Source organism: Telluribacter roseus (genome assembly GCF_017355915.2).
In the GTDB taxonomy this organism is placed as follows: domain Bacteria; phylum Bacteroidota; class Bacteroidia; order Cytophagales; family Spirosomataceae; genus Telluribacter.
Genome location: NZ_JAFEUV020000010.1, coordinates 68,770 through 90,472, shown reverse-complemented (window position 1 = coordinate 90,472; position 21,703 = coordinate 68,770). Strand labels below are relative to the sequence as shown.

The 21,703-nt window shown below is 51.8% G+C and carries 18 protein-coding genes and 1 tRNA gene; 12 read left to right on the top strand and 7 right to left on the bottom strand.

Features of this window, described 5'->3' with window-relative positions:
* Positions 1–68: 68 nt before the first annotated feature.
* The 5 genes from JTN23_RS18015 to bshB1 all read left to right on the top strand — a co-directional run bounded on the left by JTN23_RS18015 (position 69) and on the right by bshB1 (position 5,580).
* Positions 69–650: a 7-carboxy-7-deazaguanine synthase QueE gene (locus JTN23_RS18015; protein WP_409049458.1), complete on the top strand. Its 582-nt coding sequence runs from the start codon at positions 69–71 to the stop codon at positions 648–650.
* Positions 650–2,551, top strand: a complete 1,902-nt coding sequence (locus tag JTN23_RS18010; RefSeq protein WP_247236418.1) for an OmpA family protein — start codon at positions 650–652, stop codon at positions 2,549–2,551. Before JTN23_RS18015 ends, JTN23_RS18010 begins: the two co-directional genes overlap by 1 nt.
* Positions 2,552–2,650: 99 nt before the next feature.
* Entirely contained in the window at positions 2,651–3,607 is a 957-nt protein-coding gene (trxB, locus tag JTN23_RS18005; RefSeq protein WP_247236417.1) for a thioredoxin-disulfide reductase, read from the top strand.
* A gap of 127 nt (positions 3,608–3,734) precedes the next feature.
* A complete protein-coding gene (locus JTN23_RS18000) occupies positions 3,735–4,826 on the top strand; it encodes a peptidoglycan DD-metalloendopeptidase family protein (RefSeq protein WP_247236416.1) in 1,092 nt (363 codons plus the stop codon).
* Positions 4,827–4,848: 22 nt separating this feature from the next.
* On the top strand, positions 4,849–5,580 hold the full coding sequence (gene bshB1 / locus JTN23_RS17995; RefSeq protein WP_247236415.1) for a bacillithiol biosynthesis deacetylase BshB1: 732 nt from the start codon (positions 4,849–4,851) through the stop codon (positions 5,578–5,580).
* Between the two features lie 18 nt (positions 5,581–5,598).
* Here bshB1 and pdxH read toward each other — a convergent pair whose 3' ends face one another.
* A complete protein-coding gene (gene pdxH / locus JTN23_RS17990; protein WP_247236414.1) occupies positions 5,599–6,243 on the bottom strand; it encodes a pyridoxamine 5'-phosphate oxidase in 645 nt (214 codons plus the stop codon).
* Between the two features lie 100 nt (positions 6,244–6,343).
* Here pdxH and JTN23_RS17985 point away from each other — a divergent pair, with 100 nt between their 5' ends.
* Together JTN23_RS17985 and JTN23_RS17980 are read left to right on the top strand one after the other, a co-directional pair.
* Positions 6,344–8,245: a DUF349 domain-containing protein gene (locus tag JTN23_RS17985; RefSeq protein WP_247236413.1), complete on the top strand. Its 1,902-nt coding sequence runs from the start codon at positions 6,344–6,346 to the stop codon at positions 8,243–8,245.
* 211 nt (positions 8,246–8,456) lie between these two features.
* A tRNA-Thr gene (locus tag JTN23_RS17980) sits at positions 8,457–8,529 on the top strand.
* A 515-nt stretch (positions 8,530–9,044) separates the two neighbouring features.
* Here JTN23_RS17980 and JTN23_RS17975 read toward each other — a convergent pair.
* The 5 genes from JTN23_RS17975 to JTN23_RS17955 form a co-directional block, all read right to left on the bottom strand.
* Entirely contained in the window at positions 9,045–10,100 is a 1,056-nt protein-coding gene (locus JTN23_RS17975) for a T6SS phospholipase effector Tle1-like catalytic domain-containing protein (protein WP_247236412.1), read from the bottom strand.
* Between the two features lie 407 nt (positions 10,101–10,507).
* Complete coding sequence (locus JTN23_RS17970) at positions 10,508–11,125, bottom strand: 3'-5' exonuclease (protein ID WP_247236411.1); 618 nt, start codon at positions 11,123–11,125, stop codon at positions 10,508–10,510.
* 128 nt (positions 11,126–11,253) lie between these two features.
* Positions 11,254–12,636 carry a tetratricopeptide repeat protein gene (locus tag JTN23_RS17965; protein WP_247236410.1) on the bottom strand — a complete coding sequence of 461 codons (1,383 nt, stop codon included), beginning with the start codon at positions 12,634–12,636 and terminating at the stop codon, positions 11,254–11,256.
* On the bottom strand, positions 12,626–13,069 hold the full coding sequence (locus JTN23_RS17960) for a hypothetical protein (RefSeq protein WP_247236409.1): 444 nt from the start codon (positions 13,067–13,069) through the stop codon (positions 12,626–12,628). Before JTN23_RS17960 ends, JTN23_RS17965 begins: the two co-directional genes overlap by 11 nt.
* Positions 13,070–13,079: 10 nt before the next feature.
* Positions 13,080–13,967, bottom strand: a complete 888-nt coding sequence (locus JTN23_RS17955) for a hypothetical protein (RefSeq protein WP_247236408.1) — start codon at positions 13,965–13,967, stop codon at positions 13,080–13,082.
* A 243-nt stretch (positions 13,968–14,210) separates the two neighbouring features.
* On the opposite strand from JTN23_RS17955, the gene JTN23_RS17950 reads away from it, so the two are divergent.
* Positions 14,211–14,765 (top strand): RNA 2'-phosphotransferase, encoded by a 555-nt coding sequence (locus tag JTN23_RS17950; RefSeq protein ID WP_247236407.1) that lies wholly within the window; start codon positions 14,211–14,213, stop codon positions 14,763–14,765.
* Here the strand turns inward: JTN23_RS17950 and JTN23_RS17945 are convergent.
* On the bottom strand, positions 14,752–14,949 hold the full coding sequence (locus tag JTN23_RS17945) for a hypothetical protein (RefSeq protein WP_247236406.1): 198 nt from the start codon (positions 14,947–14,949) through the stop codon (positions 14,752–14,754). The genes JTN23_RS17950 and JTN23_RS17945 overlap by 14 nt on opposite strands.
* Before the next feature lie 409 nt (positions 14,950–15,358).
* Between JTN23_RS17945 and JTN23_RS17940 the strand changes: the two genes are divergently transcribed.
* The 4 genes from JTN23_RS17940 (at position 15,359) to JTN23_RS17925 (ending at position 21,689) form a co-directional block, all read left to right on the top strand.
* Positions 15,359–15,772 carry a response regulator gene (locus JTN23_RS17940; RefSeq protein WP_247236405.1) on the top strand — a complete coding sequence of 138 codons (414 nt, stop codon included), beginning with the start codon at positions 15,359–15,361 and terminating at the stop codon, positions 15,770–15,772.
* Between the two features lie 184 nt (positions 15,773–15,956).
* On the top strand, positions 15,957–17,495 hold the full coding sequence (locus JTN23_RS17935; protein WP_247236404.1) for a glycoside hydrolase 5 family protein: 1,539 nt from the start codon (positions 15,957–15,959) through the stop codon (positions 17,493–17,495).
* 206 nt (positions 17,496–17,701) lie between these two features.
* Complete coding sequence (locus JTN23_RS17930; protein ID WP_247236403.1) at positions 17,702–19,072, top strand: Gfo/Idh/MocA family oxidoreductase; 1,371 nt, start codon at positions 17,702–17,704, stop codon at positions 19,070–19,072.
* Between the two features lie 52 nt (positions 19,073–19,124).
* Positions 19,125–21,689, top strand: coding sequence for a DUF7133 domain-containing protein (locus tag JTN23_RS17925; protein ID WP_247236402.1), 2,565 nt, complete (start codon positions 19,125–19,127; stop codon positions 21,687–21,689).
* Positions 21,690–21,703 lie beyond the last annotated feature (14 nt).

Sequence of the window (21,703 nt, the reverse complement as noted above, 5' to 3'; positions counted from 1 at the left end):
CTACCATGAATACCGTAGAGAATTTCGAATCATTGATCATAGATAAGCAATCAGCTCAGCTTCCCGTCATGGAGGCTTTTTATACCTTACAGGGGGAGGGTTCCCACAGTGGCAAGGCTGCCTACTTCATTCGTCTGGGCGGATGTGACGTGGGCTGTCACTGGTGCGATGTGAAGGAGTCGTGGGATGCGGATGTTCATCCTAAGTATTCCATAGAAAGTATCGTAGAAGGAGCACTGCGCTACCCCGGTCGGCTGGCGGTCATAACGGGGGGAGAGCCCCTGATGTACAACCTCGACGAGTTAACGAGCCAGTTGAAGCAGGCCGGTTTCAAAACCAACATCGAAACTTCTGGTGCCCATCCGGTGAGCGGGCTCTGGGACTGGGTGTGTTTTTCTCCCAAGAAATTCAAAGCGCCGCACGAAAGTATTTATGCGGCAGCCAACGAGCTGAAAGTAATCATCTATAATTCCAGTGATTTTGCGTTTGCAGAAGAGCATGCCTCCCGGGTATCTGATGACTGTGTGCTGTTGCTGCAGCCGGAATGGAGCCGGTCGGAGCGCGTGCTTCCGCATATAATTGAGTACATCAAATGCAATCCGAAGTGGCAAATGTCGTTACAGACCCACAAGTACATGAATATTCCCTGATGCGATCTCTTATTCGATTTACCTTTCTGTGGTGCCTGCTGGGAGCCGTACCCCTGCAGGCGCAGGATGTCGTGCTATCCAGGCGCGCCCGTGATGTCTTTGATAATGCCAAAAAGGCATGGCAGGAACGTAAACTCGATCAGGCACTAGTACTTTACCAAAAGCTGGTCGAGCTGGAGCCTTCCATCCCGGAGGCACACATTCGGCTGGGCCAGCTTTACGACTGGCAGCGCCAGCCCAACCCTACCCGCTACCACTACCAGCGGGTAGTAGCGTTGCTGCCGGGGGCTGCTGAGTCGGTGCCGGCTTACCAGTGGCTGGGCAGAGATGCTTTCCAGCGGGCCCGCTACGACTCGTCGCTCCTGTACTACGAAAAGCTGCTGCCGCTTTATCCGGAGAAGTCCAACCCGGCCCAGGTGACCCGGAGACTGATTGCCTCTGCCCAATTTGCGCAGGAGGCCCTGAAAAAGCCCCTTCCGATCCAGAAGCGCTCGTTGGGCGATACCGTCAACTTCCTGGGGCTGCAGTTTTTTCCGGTCCTGACGGCCGACAAAGAAACTCTGATCTTTACCGGGCTTACTCCCGAGCGCGATGAGAATATGTACATCAGCAAGCGCCAGGGAGGCAGCTGGAGCGAGCCGCAGGAGCTTTCGCGCAATATCAACTCCCGTAACAACGAAGGTACCTGTTCCATTTCAGCCGATGGGCGTACGCTCGTCTTTACTGCCTGTAACCGTACCGATGGCTACGGTGGGTGCGACCTGTATATATCCGTAAAGGAGGGCAATGAATGGCGCACTCCCCAGAACCTGGGCGCTACCGTCAACAGCCGCCACTGGGAGTCGCAGCCTTCGCTCTCGGCCGATGGACGTACTCTGTACTTCGCGTCGGACCGCCCGGATGGTGTAGGCAAATCAGATATCTGGAAAACCGAACGTGATGCCGAAGGCGAATGGACGAAGCCCCAGAATCTGGGCTCATCCATCAACACCTCAGAAGACGATAACGCACCTTTTATCCATGCCAATGGTCGCACCCTATTCTACGCATCCAGCGGGCGAATAGGGATGGGTGGACTGGATATATATCTGTCGCAACGTACTGATACCCTCTGGACTGAGCCGGTCAATATCGGGTACCCCATCAATACCGTAGCCGATCAGGTAGGGCTATACATTACCTCTGACGGTAAAGAAGCCTACTATACCGACGACCGTACAGAAAACGGCAGGCGCCGCTCGCACCTGTATACCTTCCGGGTACCTGACACTCTCCTCACGATGTTCAAGCCTACCCGCTATGCCAAAGGAAAAGTACTCGACAAACAGACCCAGAAGCCCCTGGCGGCCACTATCCGGCTGTACGACCTCCGTACCCAGCAACAGATCTCAGAGTTTTCATCCCAGACCGCTACGGGTGAGTACCTGGCCGTCCTGAACCAGGACAGCGACTATGCTTTTTACGTAGAGAAGGACGGGTACCTGTTCAAGAGCCTCTCTTTTACACTGACAGATTCTCTTACGGCTATACAGCTGGATATTCCCCTCGAGCCTATACTAAAGGATAGGGTAGAGGTACTGAGCAATATCTTCTTTGCCACGGGCTCCCACACGCTGGATGACAAGTCAAAGGTTGAGCTGGAAAAGCTGGCGGAGTTTTTGAGAAAGAACCCGAAGCTGCGCATTGAAATAGCTGGCCATACCGACGACGTAGGTAGTGATAAGGACAACCTCGAGCTTTCGCGCCTGAGGGCCCAGTCGGTGGTAACTGTCCTGACTTCCGCCGGTATTAAATCTGATCGCCTCATGGCTATTGGGTACGGCGAAAGCCGCCCCAAATTATCTAATACCAGTGAAGAAAACCGCCAGCAAAACCGCCGAATCGAGTGGCGCGTCCTGTAATCGCTTTGTGTTTTTGGGCGAAAAGTTGCACTTTTGTAGATGACTTCGTGTTCCTCTGTCAGAAACATTTATTGCAAAGAATATTTATAGTCGTCTACCATGTTATTCGAAAAAGTTGATTGCCTGATCATCGGATCAGGTCCCGCCGGATATACCGCCGCCATATATGCTTCCCGTGCTGGTTTAAAACCCGTTCTCTATCAGGGACCCCAGCCAGGTGGACAGCTCACCATCACGACTGATGTAGAAAATTATCCAGGCTACCCCGACGGAGTGGGCGGTCCCGAAATGATGATGGACTTCGAAAAGCAGGCCCGTCGTTTTGGAGCAGACATCCGTTATGGTCTGGCTACCTCTGTTGATTTCTCTTCGTATCCCCATAAAGTGACCATTGACGACCAGAAGGGCATTGAAGCCAGTGCGGTCATTATCTCTACCGGAGCTTCGGCCAAGTGGCTGGGACTTAAGGCGGAGCAGCGCCTCAATGGTAAGGGCGTATCGGCCTGTGCCGTATGTGACGGTTTCTTCTTCCGTGGTCAGGATGTAGTCGTAGTGGGTGCCGGTGATACTGCCGCCGAGGAAGCCAGCTACCTATCCAAGCTATGCCGCAAGGTATATCTGCTGGTACGTCGTGACGAAATGCGTGCTTCCAAAATCATGCAGAAGCGGGTACTGTCAGCTCATAACATTGAAGTACTCTGGAACACCGAAACGGTAGACCTGCTTGGTGAAGAGGAACTGGAAGGCGTTAGGGTAATCAACAATAAAACGGGTCAGGAAACCGTATTGAATGTTACCGGATTCTTCGTAGCGATTGGTCATAAGCCCAACACCGAAATATTTAAAGAGTATCTGGATATGGACGAAGCTGGCTATATCAATACCATTAAAGGAAGTACTCGTACTAACATTGAAGGGGTATTTGCCTGTGGTGATGCCCAGGATAATGTATACCGTCAGGCTATCACGGCCGCCGGCACAGGCTGTATGGCCGCCCTGGATGCGGAGCGTTTTCTGGCCGAGAAGGCTGTTTACGAAGAAGAACAGGAATTTTAAAAATAGAGCGGATAGTACGGTCCGGGAGCCAGAATAGAAAATGTGCAGCAATGCACATTTTCTGGTATAATTAGTGCACCTCTATTTCGTATTTAGAGAACTCTTCTACTGAATTAGTGACAATAACATGAAAGGAAAACTCATTGGTTGCCTGCTGATGATGATGTGTTTGGTGGGTTTAGATGCAGAAGCTCAGGAGCGTGGCAAATTCAAAAAGAATCCTAAAATCAAACAGAGCGGGACAACCACTACTCCCAATCCCACTAATCCCAATTTCCCGGCCGTAGAGCCCCAGCGCGAGCCGGAGGCCGACTTCAAAGTAGAAACGTCCAATATCAACTTCCAGAGCCAGTTTGAGCCGGCCAAGCCGCTCAACCCGGTCGTTAGTGAAGATACCAGCAGTATTGACGAGGGCGAAACCAACGTACTGGAGGTAGTAGACTCCATGATGGTGGGTAATGAGTGGGTAAAGATTGCTGATTATTATGTGATCTGGGACTCACGCACCATCGACCCCTACAACGTAAATCCGGTAGAGTTCGACGAAACCATAGACCTCAAGCTCTACGACCCGGCCGAAAACCGCTTCTGGAATAGTCCCCTGGACAACATCCGTGTAACCTCCAACTTCGGCTTTCGCTGGGGGCGCTGGCACAACGGTACCGACCTGGACCTGAATACCGGCGATCCGGTGTACGCTACTTACGACGGTATGGTGCGGATCGTGGCGGTAGATGGTAGTGGCTACGGTCGCTTTGTACTGGTTCGTCACTACAACGGACTCGAGACGCTGTACGGTCACCTCTCCAAGCCGCTGGTAGAGTCAGGCCAGCTGGTAAAGGCCGGTGATCTGCTCGGACTGGGTGGTAGTACGGGTCGTAGCTCGGGGCCGCACCTGCACTACGAAAACCGCTACGAAGGTAATCCCTTTGATCCCCGTAATATATTTGACTGGGACAATAAGCAAATTCGTTCCGACCACTTTATCCTGACCAGTAGTGTATGGGATCACCTGCGGGCAGGCCGCAACCACAAGAGCGAGTACGAGAGTGGCGAGAAGCCCGCTTTTAGCCGGACGCTGCTGCACAAGGTACGCTCCGGCGAAACCCTGACCTCCATTGCCAGCCGCTACGGCTTGTCGGTAAGAGCTCTGGCTCAGAAAAACCATATATCGGTACGCTCAACGCTGCGAGTAGGTCAGAAGCTACGCGTTAAATAGTTGTTCACACTCATCCATACGAATGAAATTAGATATTCTGGCCATTACGGCTCACCCCGACGATGTTGAACTCAGCTGCGCCGGCACCCTGCTTTCACAAGTTCAGCAGGGAAAGAAAGTAGGCATCTTGGATCTGACCCGGGGAGAGCTAGGTACCCGAGGTACCCCCGAGGGACGTATTCAGGAAGCACTCGATGCGGCTGAAATCATGGGAGTGACCGTAAGGGACAACGTAGGTCTGGCCGATGGATTTTTTAGTAACGACGAAAAGCACCAGCGCGCTATTATTCCCTTCATCCGTAAGTACCAGCCGGATATCGTCATTACCAATGCCATTGAGGACCGCCACCCCGATCACGGGCGGGCGGCCCAGCTAGTAGCCGATAGCTGCTTCTACTCCGGTCTGCGCATGATCGAGACCACCGACGAGCAGGGCAACCCGCAGGCGGCCTGGCGGCCCCGTCAGGTATTCCATGTGATTCAGGATCGTTTCATCAAGCCTGACTTTGTCGTAGATATTACGCCGTACATGGATATCAAGATAAAGGCCATGCTGGCTTTCCGGAGTCAGTTTCACGTACCCGAATACAAGGAGAAAGTAGACGAGCCGCAGAGCTATATCTCCACGCCCGAGTTCTTTGATTTTATCAGGGCGCGCGCCCAGGAGTTTGGACACTCCATCGGGGTACAGTACGGCGAAGGCTTTACCACCCGCCGTATGCTGGGAGTGCAGGATATATCCGTATTTATATAGGTAGCTTATCTAACACCCTTAGGGGGATAGCCTCTCAATTATCCAGGAGCCATTTTCAACGGACCGGTACCTGATCCGGTCGTGCAGGCGGCTGGGGCGTCCCTGCCAGAACTCGATCTGGTGGGGGATTAGCCGGTAGCCTCCCCAGTGGGGCGGACGCGGTACCTGTTTGCCTTCAAACTGCTTCTCGTAAAAGGCCTGCTTGTCAGCTAGCTCCTGCCGATCTCTGATCACGACGCTCTGGTTGGATACCCACGCGCCAATCTGACTGCCCCGGGGCCGGATGGCAAAGTATTCATCCGACTCCTGGTCACTGACCTTCTCTACCACGCCTTCCACCCTGACCTGCCTTTCCAGTTCTTTCCAGAAAAACGTAATAGAGGCATAGGGATTCACCAGCAGGTCCTGTCCCTTCTGACTCTGGTAGTTGGTGTAAAACACAAAGCCCGTATTGTCAAGTCCTTTCAGCAGTACAATGCGTCCGTTGGGGCGGTTGTCGTGCCCTACGGTACTCAGGTGCATGGCGTTGGTCTCGGGTACTTGGGCGAGTAAAGCTTCATCAAACCACTTTTTAAACTGAAGGAAAGGATTTTCGGAAACATCAGTCTCCGATAAACCGTTAAGGGTATACTCTTTCCGTAAATCAGCAATATTTTGAGTCATTTGGCACGTTGGGGTACAATGTTACTTCAACAAAATTAGTCATTTCACAGTAAAGATTGTTATTTTTGCGGATATAGGCACTTACGAAACACTTAGCACGATGGCACAAGAAGAACGCGACGCAATCGGAAACACGGAGCAGGACGACCAGCTGGTTAACAAGCCGGCGGACGATCTTGACATGGAACTGCACGAGGATCTGGAGGTAGTAGAAGGCGGAGAAGCTGTAGATTACAGCCAGCTTAGCAAGAAAGAACTAGCTGAGATCCTTGAAAGAGAATTGGCCACTATCAAGGCTGAAGGGGCTACCCCTGCCCAGCTGAAAAGGGCTGATGAGGTAGTGCGCGAGATCCGTCCTGTTGCTGACCAGATAAAGCGTACTGAACTGGAGGAGGCCCGTGGAAAATATATAGCCGATAATGGCAATGAAGAGGGATTTGAGTATAAGCATGATGAAGATACCCAGCGTATCGAGGAGCTGGGCCGCCAGATCCGGAGTCAGAAGAATGCCTACTACCAGAATATAGAGAAGAGTAAAGAAAAGAACTTCGCCACCAAAACGGCCCTGCTCCAGCGCCTGCGCGAACTGGTAGAAGCCGAAGAGTCCAAAGAGACCGACGCTTCGGATATGAAAGCCAGCTGGGAGGAGTTCAAGAAGATACAGGAAGAGTGGAAAACGGCGGGTAATATTGCCTCTCCACATAATGGTACCCTGTGGGCTACCTACAATGCCCTGGTTGACCGTTACTTCAGTATCCGTAACATCTACTTTGAGCTGAAGGAATTGGATCGTAAGCGTAACGCTGATCTGAAAACCGAGCTGTGCGAGAAGGTAGAAGCCCTGGTGGCCTCACTCGAAAATCGTCCGATGACGCGCGAGATTCTGGACGAAGCCAATCAGCTTTTTGAAGAATATAAGCACATCGGTCCGGCCCCCCGCGAAGAGCAGGAAGAGCTCTGGCAGCGCTTCAAGAAGTCGCTGGATGCCCTGTACGATGCACGTAGGGCGCAGTACAGCGACCAGAAGAAAAACATGGCTGCTACTTACGAGGAAAAGTCAAAGATCTACGAAGCCATTGTTCCCTTTACCTCGTTCTCATCGGGCAGTATCAACGACTGGAACGCCAAGACCAAGGAGATCCTGGCCTACCAGGATCAGTGGGTAGCTACCAAAGGCCCCATGCCCCGTGAGGAAGGCAAGGAATTGAGCAAGAAGTTCTGGGGAGCACTTAAGACCTTCTTCCATAATAAGGGTGAGTTCTTCAAGCAGCTTGAGTCCAAGCGGGAGCAAAACCTGAAAGCTAAGACCGAACTGTGCGAAGAAGTAGAACAGATCCTGGCAACGGGTGAGGATACCCCTCAGAATACCCAGCGCGTAATCGAGCTTCAGAAAAAATGGAAGACCATCGGTCAGGTGTCCGAAAAGTACAAAGACTCGATCTACGTACGCTTCAAGGAAGCCTGTGATGCCTACTTCAATAAGAAGCGCAACAAAAACCAGGAGGTAGAGAAGGAGTTCGAAGATAATCTGGCTAAGAAGAAGGAGCTCTGCGAGCGGATCGAGAAAGCGGCTAGCAACGCGGGTGACGCCACTCTGGATCAGCTGAACGCCTTCAAGGAGGAGTGGGCTACCATTGGCTTCGTGCCGAAGAAGGACATGCAGACAATCCAGAAGCGCTACATCAATGCCATCAACTCGTACGTCAGCGCCATTGGTAAGCTTTCTTCCAAGGAGAAGGAGCAGATGGTACTGGAAAGCGAAGTAGAGATGGTACGCGAAGGGGAATCAAGCCGTGGTCTGTACCGCAAGGAAAACGACATCCGCCGGAAGATTACTCAGCTGGAAAACGACATTGCCCTCTGGCAAAACAACATTGAGTTCTTTGCCAAGTCGAAGGCATCTGACAAACTGAAGGCCGATTTTGAGCGCAGAATTAAAACCGCCGAAGAGCAGCTGCAGGATCTCAAGCACCAACTCTCTATAATTCAGGAAGCTATCTAAAACCTGAAAAAAAGTTGAAAAAAATAGTGCGAAAACGCTTGCGTAGTATATTCCAGCCCACTATTTTTGCATCACCAAATCAGAGAAAGGGACACGGAAACGACTCTTCGAAGACTTGGAAGGAGAAGTCCGAAAAAACTACATAGATCAGCTGCGGTTCGACGCTTCGATAGAGCAACTGACTTGTAATCAGTAGGTCACTCCAAAATAAGCCTCCATAGCTCAGCTGGTAGAGCAACTGACTTGTAATCAGTAGGTCGTTGGTTCGATCCCGACTGGGGGCTCTTGAAAATCAGCCACTTAACAGAAATGTTAAGTGGCTTTTTTGTTTGGCTCGCCCACAATATAATTTTAACTCTTATTTCTGAGCATAGGGCAATAGGTTTTCTTTACTAGTTTAAGTTTTGGGTAGAATTATACCAATTGAATTAATATATTCAAAAAAGAGCATATTTAATAACAAATACTATGGATTGGAAGGTTTGGTGTTCAAATCCCTACGGACCACTTCTTCCTTGAAAAAGACGCTTTACAGGCTGTAAAGCGTCTTTCTTTATTGTTACAACTTTTATAAGCCGTTGTAGATCGTGCGCTTCGATATATGAGTAAATGTATGCCTCCAATATCTTCTCCACTTACTCACTAACTACCCCAACCTCCACACCATGAATATCACCTTTCGTCCCGCCCAGCCTGGGGATGTTAAGGCAGTGGTGCCGTTGCTTTATGCTTCAGGGCCGCATAAGTTTTATTATGTGTATACTACCTACTACTGATAAAACCGCTTACCGCATAGAATCTAAGGTGTCTTTTCTTCGGGCTGTTTGGGTTCCTTCTTTTTAATATTCACCGGCCGGTAATCATCCACTCGTTCCATCCGTTCGTAGACCGACTCATGTACCGATTCGTTGGTGTAAGGGTCCTGCATCACGGGCCGGTTGTACGCGCCCAGCCAAGAGAAGGGGGCCACAAAGGAATTATAGAGTTCTTTATTGGAAGCAGGGTTCACATTTTTCCGGAGGTACTCTGCCTCGAAGTCCAGTCCCGTTGCTTTGGCTTTATCTACCAGCCATTGCAGGGCTATGTCACTCAGTCCCTCGTCGGGGTACCCGCCCCCGATGTTGGAGTGTACGCCCGGAAACCACACCTGTTCCAGTACCTGGGCGACCTTATGCTGTTTTACACTATTGCTCTGCTGCCATATAGCGGGCTGAAAGCTTTTCCGCTTTTCGTCCACCGCCAGGGCCTGGTAGGCATAGTCGATGGTGCTGCTGAGCGTGGTGTCATGAAACTCGTACTTTTTCTTATTACCCAGAAACTTAACAGGTATTCCCAGGGAGCCGACCGTATCCCATACCCCTATAAATTTAATTCGTACATCCGGCTGGCAGTGCCTCTGCCGAAACTCGGTGGCTATGTCGCCTTCGGGGTGCATACCTGGGTTAGTGCGGTCGCGGTAGATCTCGTAGGCTCTTTTGATGAGCAGCAGGTCGTTGTTTCTGACCAGTCCGGAGGTGCGGATAAGGCCGGCCAGGCTCCGGGCGGTGTAGGCCCCGCGGCTAAACCCAAAGAGGTAGATCTCGTCACCCTGGGCATAGTTCCAGCAGATAAACTTATAGGCATCCAGTATATTCCGGTCCAGGCCACCGCCGGTAGCTCCGTCGAATAGCTTCCTGAACCTGTTGCCAAACACACCGATGCCCTCGTCGTAGTACTTGAGCTGGTGCGTACCATCATGGGCTTTGTTGCAGATGGCTTCGAAGATCTTCTGGACATTGGTACGTACGACATGGCCCCTATAGGTGTCGCCGGGCATGTTCCAGGTACCGTCACTGCAGGTAATGATCCTTTTCATACAGCAAAGAGTTGAGTAAAACTGACAGGAGAAAGTATGGCAGCCCGGCTGCTTCCGAAGTCTGGAAAGGCGCTGGAGCTGATGAGGAGGGTGAGCTTGCCAAAGTACATATAAGTTACTCAATATCTTATACTTAACAAAGTTATATAACCGATTTGTGGCAATGATTTTATTAAGTGGTTGAGGCGGAAGAAGAGGGAGGCAGTCTGGCAATAGATACTACCCAATCACCTGGACGGTATATATTGAAATTTCAGAGAGGAGTTATCTGTACGTGGGGCGAAAGACACCTTTATTTAGCTACTTGATCAACAGAAGTAGTTTCTGTGTACATACAGTAGACAATTTAGGGGGTAGGTTATTGTTTTGTCTATAAATTTTACACAGGTGCTACAGAGGTGAGATATTTAATTTCCCTGCCCAACCAGCTCATTCACGAGTTTTACACCGGTGATCTGGCTATAGAGCGAAATAGTCAAGTCCAGGTCGTAAAGGGCATCGTGTAGTTTGGATTCATCTACGGGAATACCCATCTCCTGAGCTACGGTACTGAGCTTGAAGTCGGGCATGAGGTGGCGGCGGGCCATCAGGGCCTGGGAGGCCAGGATGAAGCAGTCGATGGGACTGGACCAGAAGTAGGAACCAAAGTACTTGTCGCCGTTTTTCTCGAAGAAATTACGGAGGAAAGGGTTGTCGAAGCTCGCGTTGTTGTAGCCAGCAAGGAAGTACTTGTCCTGCTTGTCGAAGCGGTCGCAGTACATATTGAGGGTCTTGATCAGGGCGCGGTACACCAGGTGCGGGTGCACGTGGTGCTCGTTGGTGAGGTCGGCGCGCGTTTTGCCGGCTATCTTCAGCGAGTAGTCGTCTATCTCATCTCCTTCAAAAGGCCTGACGTGGCAATTAAATTCCTTGACGAGTTTCCAGTTGATGTACAAGCGGCCCGAAAGCTGGTGAATGCCGTGCTTGCCCGGGTGCAAGCCGGTAGTCTCGAGGTCGTAGAAAAGTACCTTTAACGATTTGGCCATGTAGGATGAGCATGAAGTGTACGTAAATATCGCCAAAAAGATAAAAGAGAAAGCACCCGTGGCAAAAAAGCTTTCTCTTTTATCTCTGGTTTTTATTCAGCGTGTTTGTAGCTAAGTCGGTACATTTCTTATTCCTCTATAACAGGGATGATAGGAATATCGGCTTCCAGAGCAAGCTCATTGATCTGAGGAATCTGTTTGCCTCGGGAGAATTTTTTAACATTATCTCTTACATACTGGTACAGCTCCCGGGTAGAAACGATGTTGTCTTTCAGGTCTGTACCGTAGCCATTGGCTTTGCCTCTCATTCCCTGCTGCAGATAGTACGAAAAGACACCGCCGAGATCATGATTCTCGATGGAGACGTCGCCTACTCTGGTAGAGGTAAGAACAATAGTACTTGGATCATACTTCTGACGTCGGGAGTTGTATTCCTCAAGGCGATCAGGCGGTATTGGCGTACTCATAGATATGTTTTTGGATTTGCAGGCTTCAATCACACACAACTTTACTTTGGCCGGACTGGTCCTGATTTGATTTACCAGTTCCTCCTCACTAATCAGATCACTTGGGTCTAGATATTCGTAGGGACACAGGCCAAAGCTAGTGGTGTCCAGGGCGGTACCGTGACCCACGAAATAAAAGATGACCATATCTTCAGGGTAAACCTGTAGTGAATCGCAAAGGTGGGTTTTGATTGATTCAAGTATATTTTCCTTAGTAGCTTTGCTATTAACTAGGACCTGCACTGTTTCTGGTTTGGTTAATGCTGAGGACAGGAATATATCCTTAAACCGGAATGCATTCGAAGCTGAAAAACGCAGGGGAGATAGCAGATGGTCAGATTCATAGTTATCTATTCCCACGGCCATAATCCAGATCTTGGGTCTCCGGACAGTGACAAGCTGGTCCAGTCGGTTGCGGGCTAAGGTAAGATTTAGGTTGTAAGACAAAGCGGTTGTATAATCTTGGGTAGCGCTTTCATAATTGGCTAATTTCTCATGGCTCAGGCCTCGGTTCTGGTAGGCCTCGGCCAGGTCAGGCATTAGTACCACCGCCTGGCTAAACTTCTCGATGGCTTCCTTGTATCTGCCCAGACTGTGCAGACTCAGGCCGAGGTTATTTACCACATCAGCCTGGTCTGGTTCCAGTTCGATTGCCTTTGAGAAGTCCTGAACAGCCTCCTCAAACTTATCCATCCGGTGGTAGCAAAGCCCCCGGTAATTATAAGCTTCGGTCAGTTCAGCATCCAGCGCCAGGGCTTTGTTCTGATCCAGCAGGGCCTCTTCGTACTTTTCAAGATTGTAGAGGCAGTTGCCCCGGTTCATATAGGCCAGCGCGTCATACGGAGTAAGCGAAATGGCCTGCGTAAAGGCCATGGTGGCATCGGCGTAGTCTTTGGTGTTCATTTTGTCGTAGCCTGCGGCGTAGTACTCGTCGGCAGTCTGGGCCCAGGAGGTGGCTGTCCAGGCGGCTACCAGAATGGTGGTGAAGTAAAGGTTACGTTTCATGTTTTTCCAGTTTGAATAAGGCAACTACTACAAAGCTCATGTAGGTCCCGAATGTGGTTTCGATGAATCCCAGGAAGATGTTCATTTCTTTAAAGCTTATCAGATTCAGAGCCTTGATGAAAATGAGTGTCCCGACCAGAATGAAGTGGGCAGGAATGACCAGTTTCACCAGCCTTACCGCCAGGTTGTCGGTGTCGGGCAGGGGCGGGGGGGCGGGTGCCGGTACGTCGACACTGCGCAGGCTCTGACTAAAAAACTGAAACAGAGGCGCAATGTACAAGGCAGAAATGGCAGAAAGCGTAGTGAGCAGCGAGGTAAGCTCGTCGTCAATGATGCCGGCAAACGTGTACAGGACGATGGTCAGAACGATCAGGGACAGGTATCCCAGGACGATCTGCTTAGCAATGCGCTGTTGGAGTTGACTGATCAGCATGGGCTATGTGTTATTGAGAAAGCCATTGTTCGATTCGTTTTTCCATCAGTCCGGCGTAGGCATTCACGTGCCCGTCGTACTTGCCGTCCATGCTGTAGTAGAACTTGTCCCGCTGTTCGGGGCAGAGGAGCCCCCCGCAGTACTTGCCGCGTACAGCCAGCCTTACCTCCACCGAGTTGTTGGCCTGCTGGGCCACATCCACAGCTAATTCGATGGCTTCGAAGTAGTCTTCGTTGATGATTTCATTTTTGAGGCAGGTAACCCGGTAGATGAGCGAGTTATAAAAGGTACGTGTGGTATCTACCTTGACACTATAAAACCAGGAGGAAGGCTTGCTGCTGTAGTATTGCTTCAGCTCCTGAGCCAGCGTCTGAGTCACGGCTTTGACCAGCTGCTTGCCACTGAGGGTGATCCGCTTGTAGGCTGAAGGTAGCCGAAGCTCCTGTACGGCAATCACAATAGGTTTGCCGCTCATGGTAACATTTTTAAGCATTCTGGCCCGCTCCGTGTAGACTATCTGGCCCAATGGTACCTGGTATGCTCCTAAAATTTCAAACCGCAGGTGCTGAGGTGATAGGTCAAAAAGAAAAGCCCCCTGCTGGTGAAGCACTTCCGCCAGAGAAATCCGCCTGTCACTAAGCAAAAAATTGTTAGTGGCATTCCAGGCAGTAGAAAGGGAATCCAATGTAAGGTAGTTTGAGACCAGCGTTAGCACCAGGGTGTCGCCTTTTTGCTGGTGGGATAGACTATCAATTTTCAAATAGGCCGAAAGTTGGGTGTCTGAGAGCCAGTGGTTGTATTCGGCCAGTTGATCCTTATAAAATTGAGCCTCTTTGTCCTGGGCGTACGAGAGCGCGGACAGTGAGTAGAGGTAGAGCAGCAGTATACATTTTTTCATAGGTGTATGGTTAAGGGGTGGTGGATCGCTGGATGAGGAGGAACTGCTGTGCCAGTTCTAAAAGGAGGTCCTTACCTTGAAGATGAAGTGAAGAATTGCCTAAGTAGGAGAAAGTTACACAATGTAACTGATATTTCAAACTTATATCCTTAATGAGTTTTTGAGGTAAGGCGTTATGCTGTTGGTACGGATTATTTACGGCAGAAAGAATAATGTGTGACAGAAAAATAACCAGGTGAACAAATGCTCAGCAACGAAGAAACCGTACGAATCAGTAAGTTCCTGAGCCTGGTACTCAGGCACCGGCCCGACAAGATCGGTATAAGCCTGGATGAGAACGGCTGGACGGACGTTCAGGAATTGATCCGTAAGGCCGGGGCGGCCGGAGTACAGCTAAGCCCTGATGTGCTGCAAGAGGTGGTGGAAACCAATAATAAAAAGCGGTTTGCCTTTAACGAGAGAGGGGATATGATCCGGGCTAATCAGGGGCATTCTGTGTCGGTAGAGCTGGGGTACCAGGCCAAGCAGCCACCGGAGATACTGTACCACGGTACTGCCCTGCGGGTGGTGGACTCCATCAAAGTACAGGGGCTAATAAAGCAGAAGCGCCACCACGTACACCTGAGTCCGGATGTAGATACGGCCGTCAGCGTAGGGAGGCGCCATGGAAAACCCTTTGTCTATACGGTACAGGCCGGACAGATGTACCGGGATGGGTACACGTTCTACCAGTCAGCCAACGGTGTGTGGCTGACCGAAGAGGTACCACCCAGGTACCTCCAGCCTACTTCTTACTAACTCTGGGAATAAAGCCGAAGTAGTCGTCGACGTAGTGCGCTAAAAGCAGACCCGCCACAAACAGTACATAGCCATCCACGATGGGAGCTAATGCGTGCAGGTGAATATTCTGGAACCAGCAGACCACGCGGATAATCAGAAACACAGCTGCCAGAGACAAAATAAACTTAATAGGTAAATGCAAAGAGGAGTGGTACTCGTTCATGGGGTTTACTAGGTGTACGTTACGAACACCAAAAATACTGAAACCAAAGGTAACTTGGAATACTTGTCGGTAGAAATTTCTGCTGTTGCTGAATCTCTTATCTCTATAGTACCAGTACGTACGGGCTGTCGTATAAGCATAGCAGTAATGGGTGCGCGTACCGTTAAATAAAATTTTTTGGACAGAATCGACTTTCCCCTAATATTTATCTACAACTACTTCAGGAAGTTGCACTGTAATGTATCATTGATCGAAAGGGGGCTGGGACGCATTGTTTGACCATTTACGAAGTGACATTTTTACAATTTACGAAATCCGGCTTTGTTTCGTTGAAGGGTAGAGAGGCAGTAAATACACATAAACCCTTACAGAAAAGTACGTAAACCCAATGATCAATCAGATACTTTACGTGGATGATGACAGCACTGCCCAGTCGCTATTCAACCTCGTAAACAAGAAAGCCGCTTTTGCGAAGGAAGTGCTCTTTGCCACCAGCGGGCAACAGGTACTGGATTTTTATGAGCAACTACTGCTCAAGCTACCAGCCATATCTCCCTTATATCCCGAACTTTTGTTCATCGACCTGGTGATGCCTATCATGGATGGTTGGGAACTACTCGATACCTGGGTCAGCAAGTACCTTCCGGCTTTTCCGGCTACCCAGGTCATTATTATTTCTTCATCCATCAATCCGGCCGACAGAGCTAAAGTAGCTCACTACCCCTGCGTGCTAGATTTCATCTCCAAGCCAGCGACCGTGCCATTGCTCAACGAGATACGGCTCAAGGTTCAGAAATCATGAGGAGCTAACTCGGGGGAAGTAGGCAAGATAGGCTGTTATGTGCCGAGTAATGGCGTGAAAAATTATATTTGTTGGGATACTAAACCATCTTTTATTTTCGAGGTTCAATAGGAGCAGCAGCAGCAGCCTGTGAGCCAGGAATTAAAGTAAAAGGCCGTACGGCCACATTGGGATCGAGCATAGAATGGAATTACGAGAGGAAAGCGCCCAGCAGTACCCTAGACAAATTGATACAACCGAAAGTCGCCATAACAAGTCTCATACGACGCCGGCTACTGTGCCGGAGGTAAAGCGTAGCAATAGCCAGTGGTCTGGAGGCTATGATCTGCCGTGGATACAACGGGCTCCGCAGGCTCCCTACTTTGAGACGGAGCAGGGAGAAGACTGGACTCCCATCGGACAGAACGACGCCATTACCTGGCCGGATTTTGCGAATCTGTTTCGCCGGAAGGACCTGAAGCAGGTAGAAGGTCACCTAGCCTGGCTTGCCGAGCACCAGGTGACCTGCCTGCGCTTCATGCTGGAGTACGCCCAGACCGAGCACCGGTACTTTGAGCGGCCGGCCGGTACTTTTGCTCCCAATATGATCAGGCTGTGGGACGATCTGTTTGCGTTATGTGCTAAATATGGCATTCGGGTCCTGCTGACTCCCTTCGATACTTTCTGGATGTGGATTCGCTGGAAGCACCATCCTTACAACCGCAAGAACGGCGGCCCCTGCAGCCGGAGGTCACGCTGGCTGCTGTGTCCCAGTACGCTGAACTTCATCAAGGGCCGGCTCACCTACGTGACGGAGCGCTGGGGGGGGAGCGGCGTGATATTTGCCTGGGACCTCTGGAACGAAATACATCCCGCCCACGCCAACAACAGCACAGAGGTTTTCCATGACTTTGTCAGAGAGCTAAGCCACCATCTGCGTAGTACTGAACAGCGGCTGTACGGCCGTTCGCACCTGCAGACGGTATCGCTGTACGGTCCCGTACTGGACGACCACCCGCAGGTGGCCGATGTGATATTCCGCCATCCCGATCTGGACTTTGCCAGTACCCATTTTTACGATAATACTACCATCAACTACCCCAAAAATACGGTAGACTCGGCCATCGTCGCTGGTCGGCTGGTCAAAGAGGCGCTGGAACACCTACCTGACAACCGCCCCTTCTTTGATAGTGAGCACGGGCCTATCCACCTCTTCAAGGACAAGCACGTGACCTTGCCCGAGTCTTTTGATGATGAGTACTTCTCGCACATCCAATGGGCGCACCTGGCATCCGGAGCGGCCGGCGGAGGTATGCGCTGGCCCAACCGCCACCCGCACACGCTGACGCACGGTATGCGCCGGGCACAGCATAGTCTGGCCCGGTTCAGCCAGTTGGTCAGGTGGAGTCGATTCAACCGCAGGAATATCAGTGACCAGGTACATGTAAGTACCTCCGGCATGGCGGTGTTTGCCAGTGCCGATGGCGCGCAGGCGGTGGTGTGGCTCCTCCGTACCGATACCCTGAGAAAAGACGGGACGCTCAATCCGCAGGCCCCACCGGTACCGGCTACCATCGAGATACCGGCTATGGAAGCAGGTACCTACACCGTAGCAGCCTGGGATACCCGTGAGGCACGTTTGCAGATGGAGTGGAAAGTTGAATCAAAAGGGGCGAGTCTGATTATTGAGCTGCCTGCTGTACGTACTGATATAGCTCTGGCTATACGTAGGGAGCAAAAGTAACCCGGTGCAGGCAGATGGATTACTACCGATGGGGCTATGCCAGCCAGTGGTTAATTAGGGATCGTTTACGTACCCTTAAGAATAAGGTATTGTAATATTAATTGAACGTTTAGGAGTATTTACGGGGCAGCCCAGGCTTTATTCTGTGTTAAAACCTAACATAGCAATACAAAACTGTTCAACTACTTCCTAATCGTACAATACGCATGCATATCTTCAATATCAACCGTCGGCAGTTTCTTCAGGGAGCCACGGCTACGCTAGCTCTTACCGCCTTCGGGGCCCAGGGCATGGACCTTATCAACCCACCTAAGCCGTATCGTGTCGGACTGATTGGTACGGGCTGGTACGGCAAGAGTGACCTGTTTCGCCTCATCCAGGTAGCACCCGTAGAGGTAGTAGCTCTGTGTGACGTAGACAAAAATATGCTCAATGAGGCCGGCAAGCTGGTAAGTCAGCGGCAGAAATCAGGTAAAGTACCACGTCTCTACGGCGACTACCGCAAGATGCTCGCCGACAACCAGATGGATATCGTACTTATAGGTACCCCCGACCACTGGCACGCTCTGCAGATGATCGATGCCGTGAAGGCCGGATCCCACGTGTACGTACAGAAACCCATCAGCGTGGATGTACTGGAAGGCGAGGCCATGGTAGCCGCCGCCCGTAAGTACAATAAAGTAGTACAGGTAGGTACCCAGCGTAAGAGTACCCCTCACCTGATTGACGCCAAGAAGAATATCGTAGACGCCGGACTACTGGGGAAAGTATCGCACGTGGAGATGTGCTGCTACTTCCATATGCGGGCCAATGGTAATCCTCCTGTGGAGGCCGTACCCGCCCACCTCGACTACGAAATGTGGACCGGCCCAGCGCCGATGCGCCCGTACGATGGATCGCCGCACATTCGCTGGTGGCGTACCTTCAATGAATACGGCAACGGCATCATGGGAGATATGTGTGTACACATGCTGGATACCGTGCGCTGGATGCTGGGACTGGGCTGGCCCAAGAAGATCAGCTCTACCGGTGGTATCTACGTACAGAAAGAAGGCAAGTCCAACATCGCCGATACCCAGTCCGCTGTATTTGAGTTTGACGGCCTCAACGCCGTTTGGCAGCACCGCTCCTGGGGAGGACCTAACAATCCGGAGTACCCGTGGTCATTCACCCTCTACGGCGAAAAAGGTACCCTCTGGGGCAGTACCATGCAGTATGACTTCATTCCTTTAGATAAAGACGCTAAGCGCATCCATAAGGATGTGGTGTACGAAAAAGAGAAGTACCCTGAGGATTTGACCGAGGAGCGAATCGAACTGAACGCCGCTCCGGCTACACGTCTGCACATGCTGGATTTCCTTTCGGCCATTGAAAATAGCAAACGTCCCATCGCGGATATCCAGGAGGGGCATATTTCTACGGCCAGCTGTATCCTGGCAAACATGTCCATGCAGACGGGACGTCCAATGGTATACGATCAGCAGAAACGCATTGTGGTGGGTGATCCGGAGGCTACCAAGTTGCTGGCGCGTCCGTACCGTCAACCCTGGAAACGTCCCGATCCCAAGTTGGTATAGTCACCATCTAACGGATGCAGTAGTCCTGGTTCCATAAGTCAATGTAGTCTCCATGCTCAAGCGTATATATCGAATCGTTTTGTTTGGATCGGGTCTGGTGGGCCTGATTGGTTGTGTCGTCAACTACGGAAACCGGCACAGAGCCGACGAGGGACCATCGCCTGCCCTGACACCAGTCCAGGAGTTAGCTACCTTTCAGATCGAAAAGGGGCTGAAGGTACAACTCGTAGCCTCGGAGCCGATGGTGCAGGACCCGGTGGTACTTACGTTCGATGAGGATGGGCGCCTTTGGGTAGTGGAGATGCGCGGCTTTATGCCGGACATTGACGGGAAAGGAGAGAAAGAGCCAGTGGGTCGGGTGTCGGTGCTGGAAGATACCAACGGCGACGGCAAGATGGACAAGAGTACCATTTATCTGGACAGCCTGGTACTGCCCCGGGCGCTGGCCCTGATACCCGGTGGTGCGCTGGTGTGTGAAAACGAAGCCCTCTGGCTGACGCAGGACCTGAACGGCGATCTCAAGGCCGACTCCAAGGTACTGATCGATAAAGACTACGCCGGAGGCGGACTTCCTGAGCACTCAGGGAACGGACTCTGGCGGGGTATGGACAACTGGTACTACAACGTGAAGTCACGCTTACGCTACCGCCTCATCGACGGCAAGTGGGAGCGTGACAGCACGGAGTTCCGGGGACAGTGGGGCATCAGCCACGACGACGAAGGCCGCCTGTACTATAACTACAACTGGTCGCAACTGCATGCCGACCTGGTCCCGCCCAACTACCTATCCCGTAACAAGAATCATACGCCAACCACAGGGATTGACCACGGCTTAACCGTAGACAGGAGAATCTATCCCATCCGCCCCAATCCTGCCGTGAATCGTGGCTACATACCCGGTACCCTGGATGCGCAGGGGCGTCTGCTGGAATTTACGGCTGCCTGTTCGCCCCTCTACTACCGGGGCAAAGCTCTCCCCAACGAGTACTACGGCAATGCCTTTGTGTGCGAACCCTCGGGCAACCTGGTGAAGCGCAATGTGGTGGAGGATAAAGGTCTCATGCTGACGGCCTACGATCCACATCCCGGTAAGGAGTTTCTGGCTTCTACGGACGAGCGCTTCCGTCCGGTACACATGGCTACGGGTCCCGACGGGGCCCTGTACATTGCGGACATGTACCGGGGACTGGTGCAGCACGGAGCATACATTACCCCTTACCTGCGGGAGCAGACCATCAGCCGAAAACTGGTACAGCCCGTCAACCGCGGGCGGATCTGGCGGGTAGTACCCGAAGGCTGGAAACCTTCTAAACCCAGAAAACTTTCGGCGGCTACCTCCGAAGAGCTGGTCGGCTACCTGTCGCACGCCGACGGCTGGTACCGCGACGCGGCCCAGCGATTACTCGTAGGACGCAATGACCAGAGCGTTAAAAAATCTTTGACCGAACTGGCCCGGAAGGGTAACAACCCCCTTGGCCGCTTCCAAGCCCTGTGGACTTTGAAAGGACTCAAGCTTAGCAGCCCTGAGCTACTCCTCGAGCTGGTTGCCGATCAGAACCCACTGGTGAGGACTACGGCGCTACGTCTACTAGAGCCAGTTGTTCAATCGGACAAGGCGGTACGTGAAAAGCTGGGAAAGTTGCTGTTGCAGGAGTGGGAAAAAGCCCCCATTGAGCAGGTACTTCAGATGGCGCTTTCGGCGAATGTTCTTGAACCGAGTGTATCACACCAATTGCTGGCTGGTATAGCCGACCGCTATGGTGAAACTGCCCTGATCCGTGACGCGGTCATAAGTAGTCTGCAGGATCAGGAATTCACTTTCCTGCAGCAGCTATGGAAGTCGCCGCGCTGGCAGAATCATGAGCCCGCCAAGGAGATATTCCTCGAGATGCTTACTACCTCTATTGTTCGGAAGCGTGACCCACGGGAGCTGACGGCCCTCCTGGCTCTTCTGGATGAGAATAAAAGTACCCTGCGCTGGCAGGATAAGGCTGTGCTGACGGGTATGGCTATCCAGGGCAGCAACGGAAAAGTAAAACCCATTGCTCTGGCCGCCGCACCGGGTCTGTTTGCACGACTGGGGGCTGAGGTAGGCCAGGCGCGTCTGACTACGCTGACGGCTATGTTTGAGTGGCCCGGTCACAGCGCCGGAACAACGGCTGTACAAGTCAGGAATCCGCTGAGCGAAGAAGACCAGAAGCAATTTGCGCTGGGACGTCAGCACTACCTCACTACCTGCGCCGGTTGCCACGGCACCGATGGGGCCGGTCTTAACCGCTTCGCTCCGCCGCTGATAGGCTCCGAGTGGGTAACCGGCGACGACAAGCGCCTGGCCCTGATCGTGTTGCACGGTATGGAAGGACCGCTGGAAGTAGCCGGTAAAAAATACGATGCCCCCGACATTCTGCCCGTCATGCCCGCGCACTCCAGCATGGATGATGCGACCATTACGGCTATCCTAACCTACATCCGTAACGAATGGGGCAATAACGCCGGCGCCGTAAGCCGCCGCACTGTGGGCATGACCCGCAATACCTCCCAGGGGCGCGTAGTACCCTGGACTGTCAACGAGCTCAACGAATACGTACTAAAGCTTCAGGCTTCTACCGGAAAATAATCTCACCCAATCAA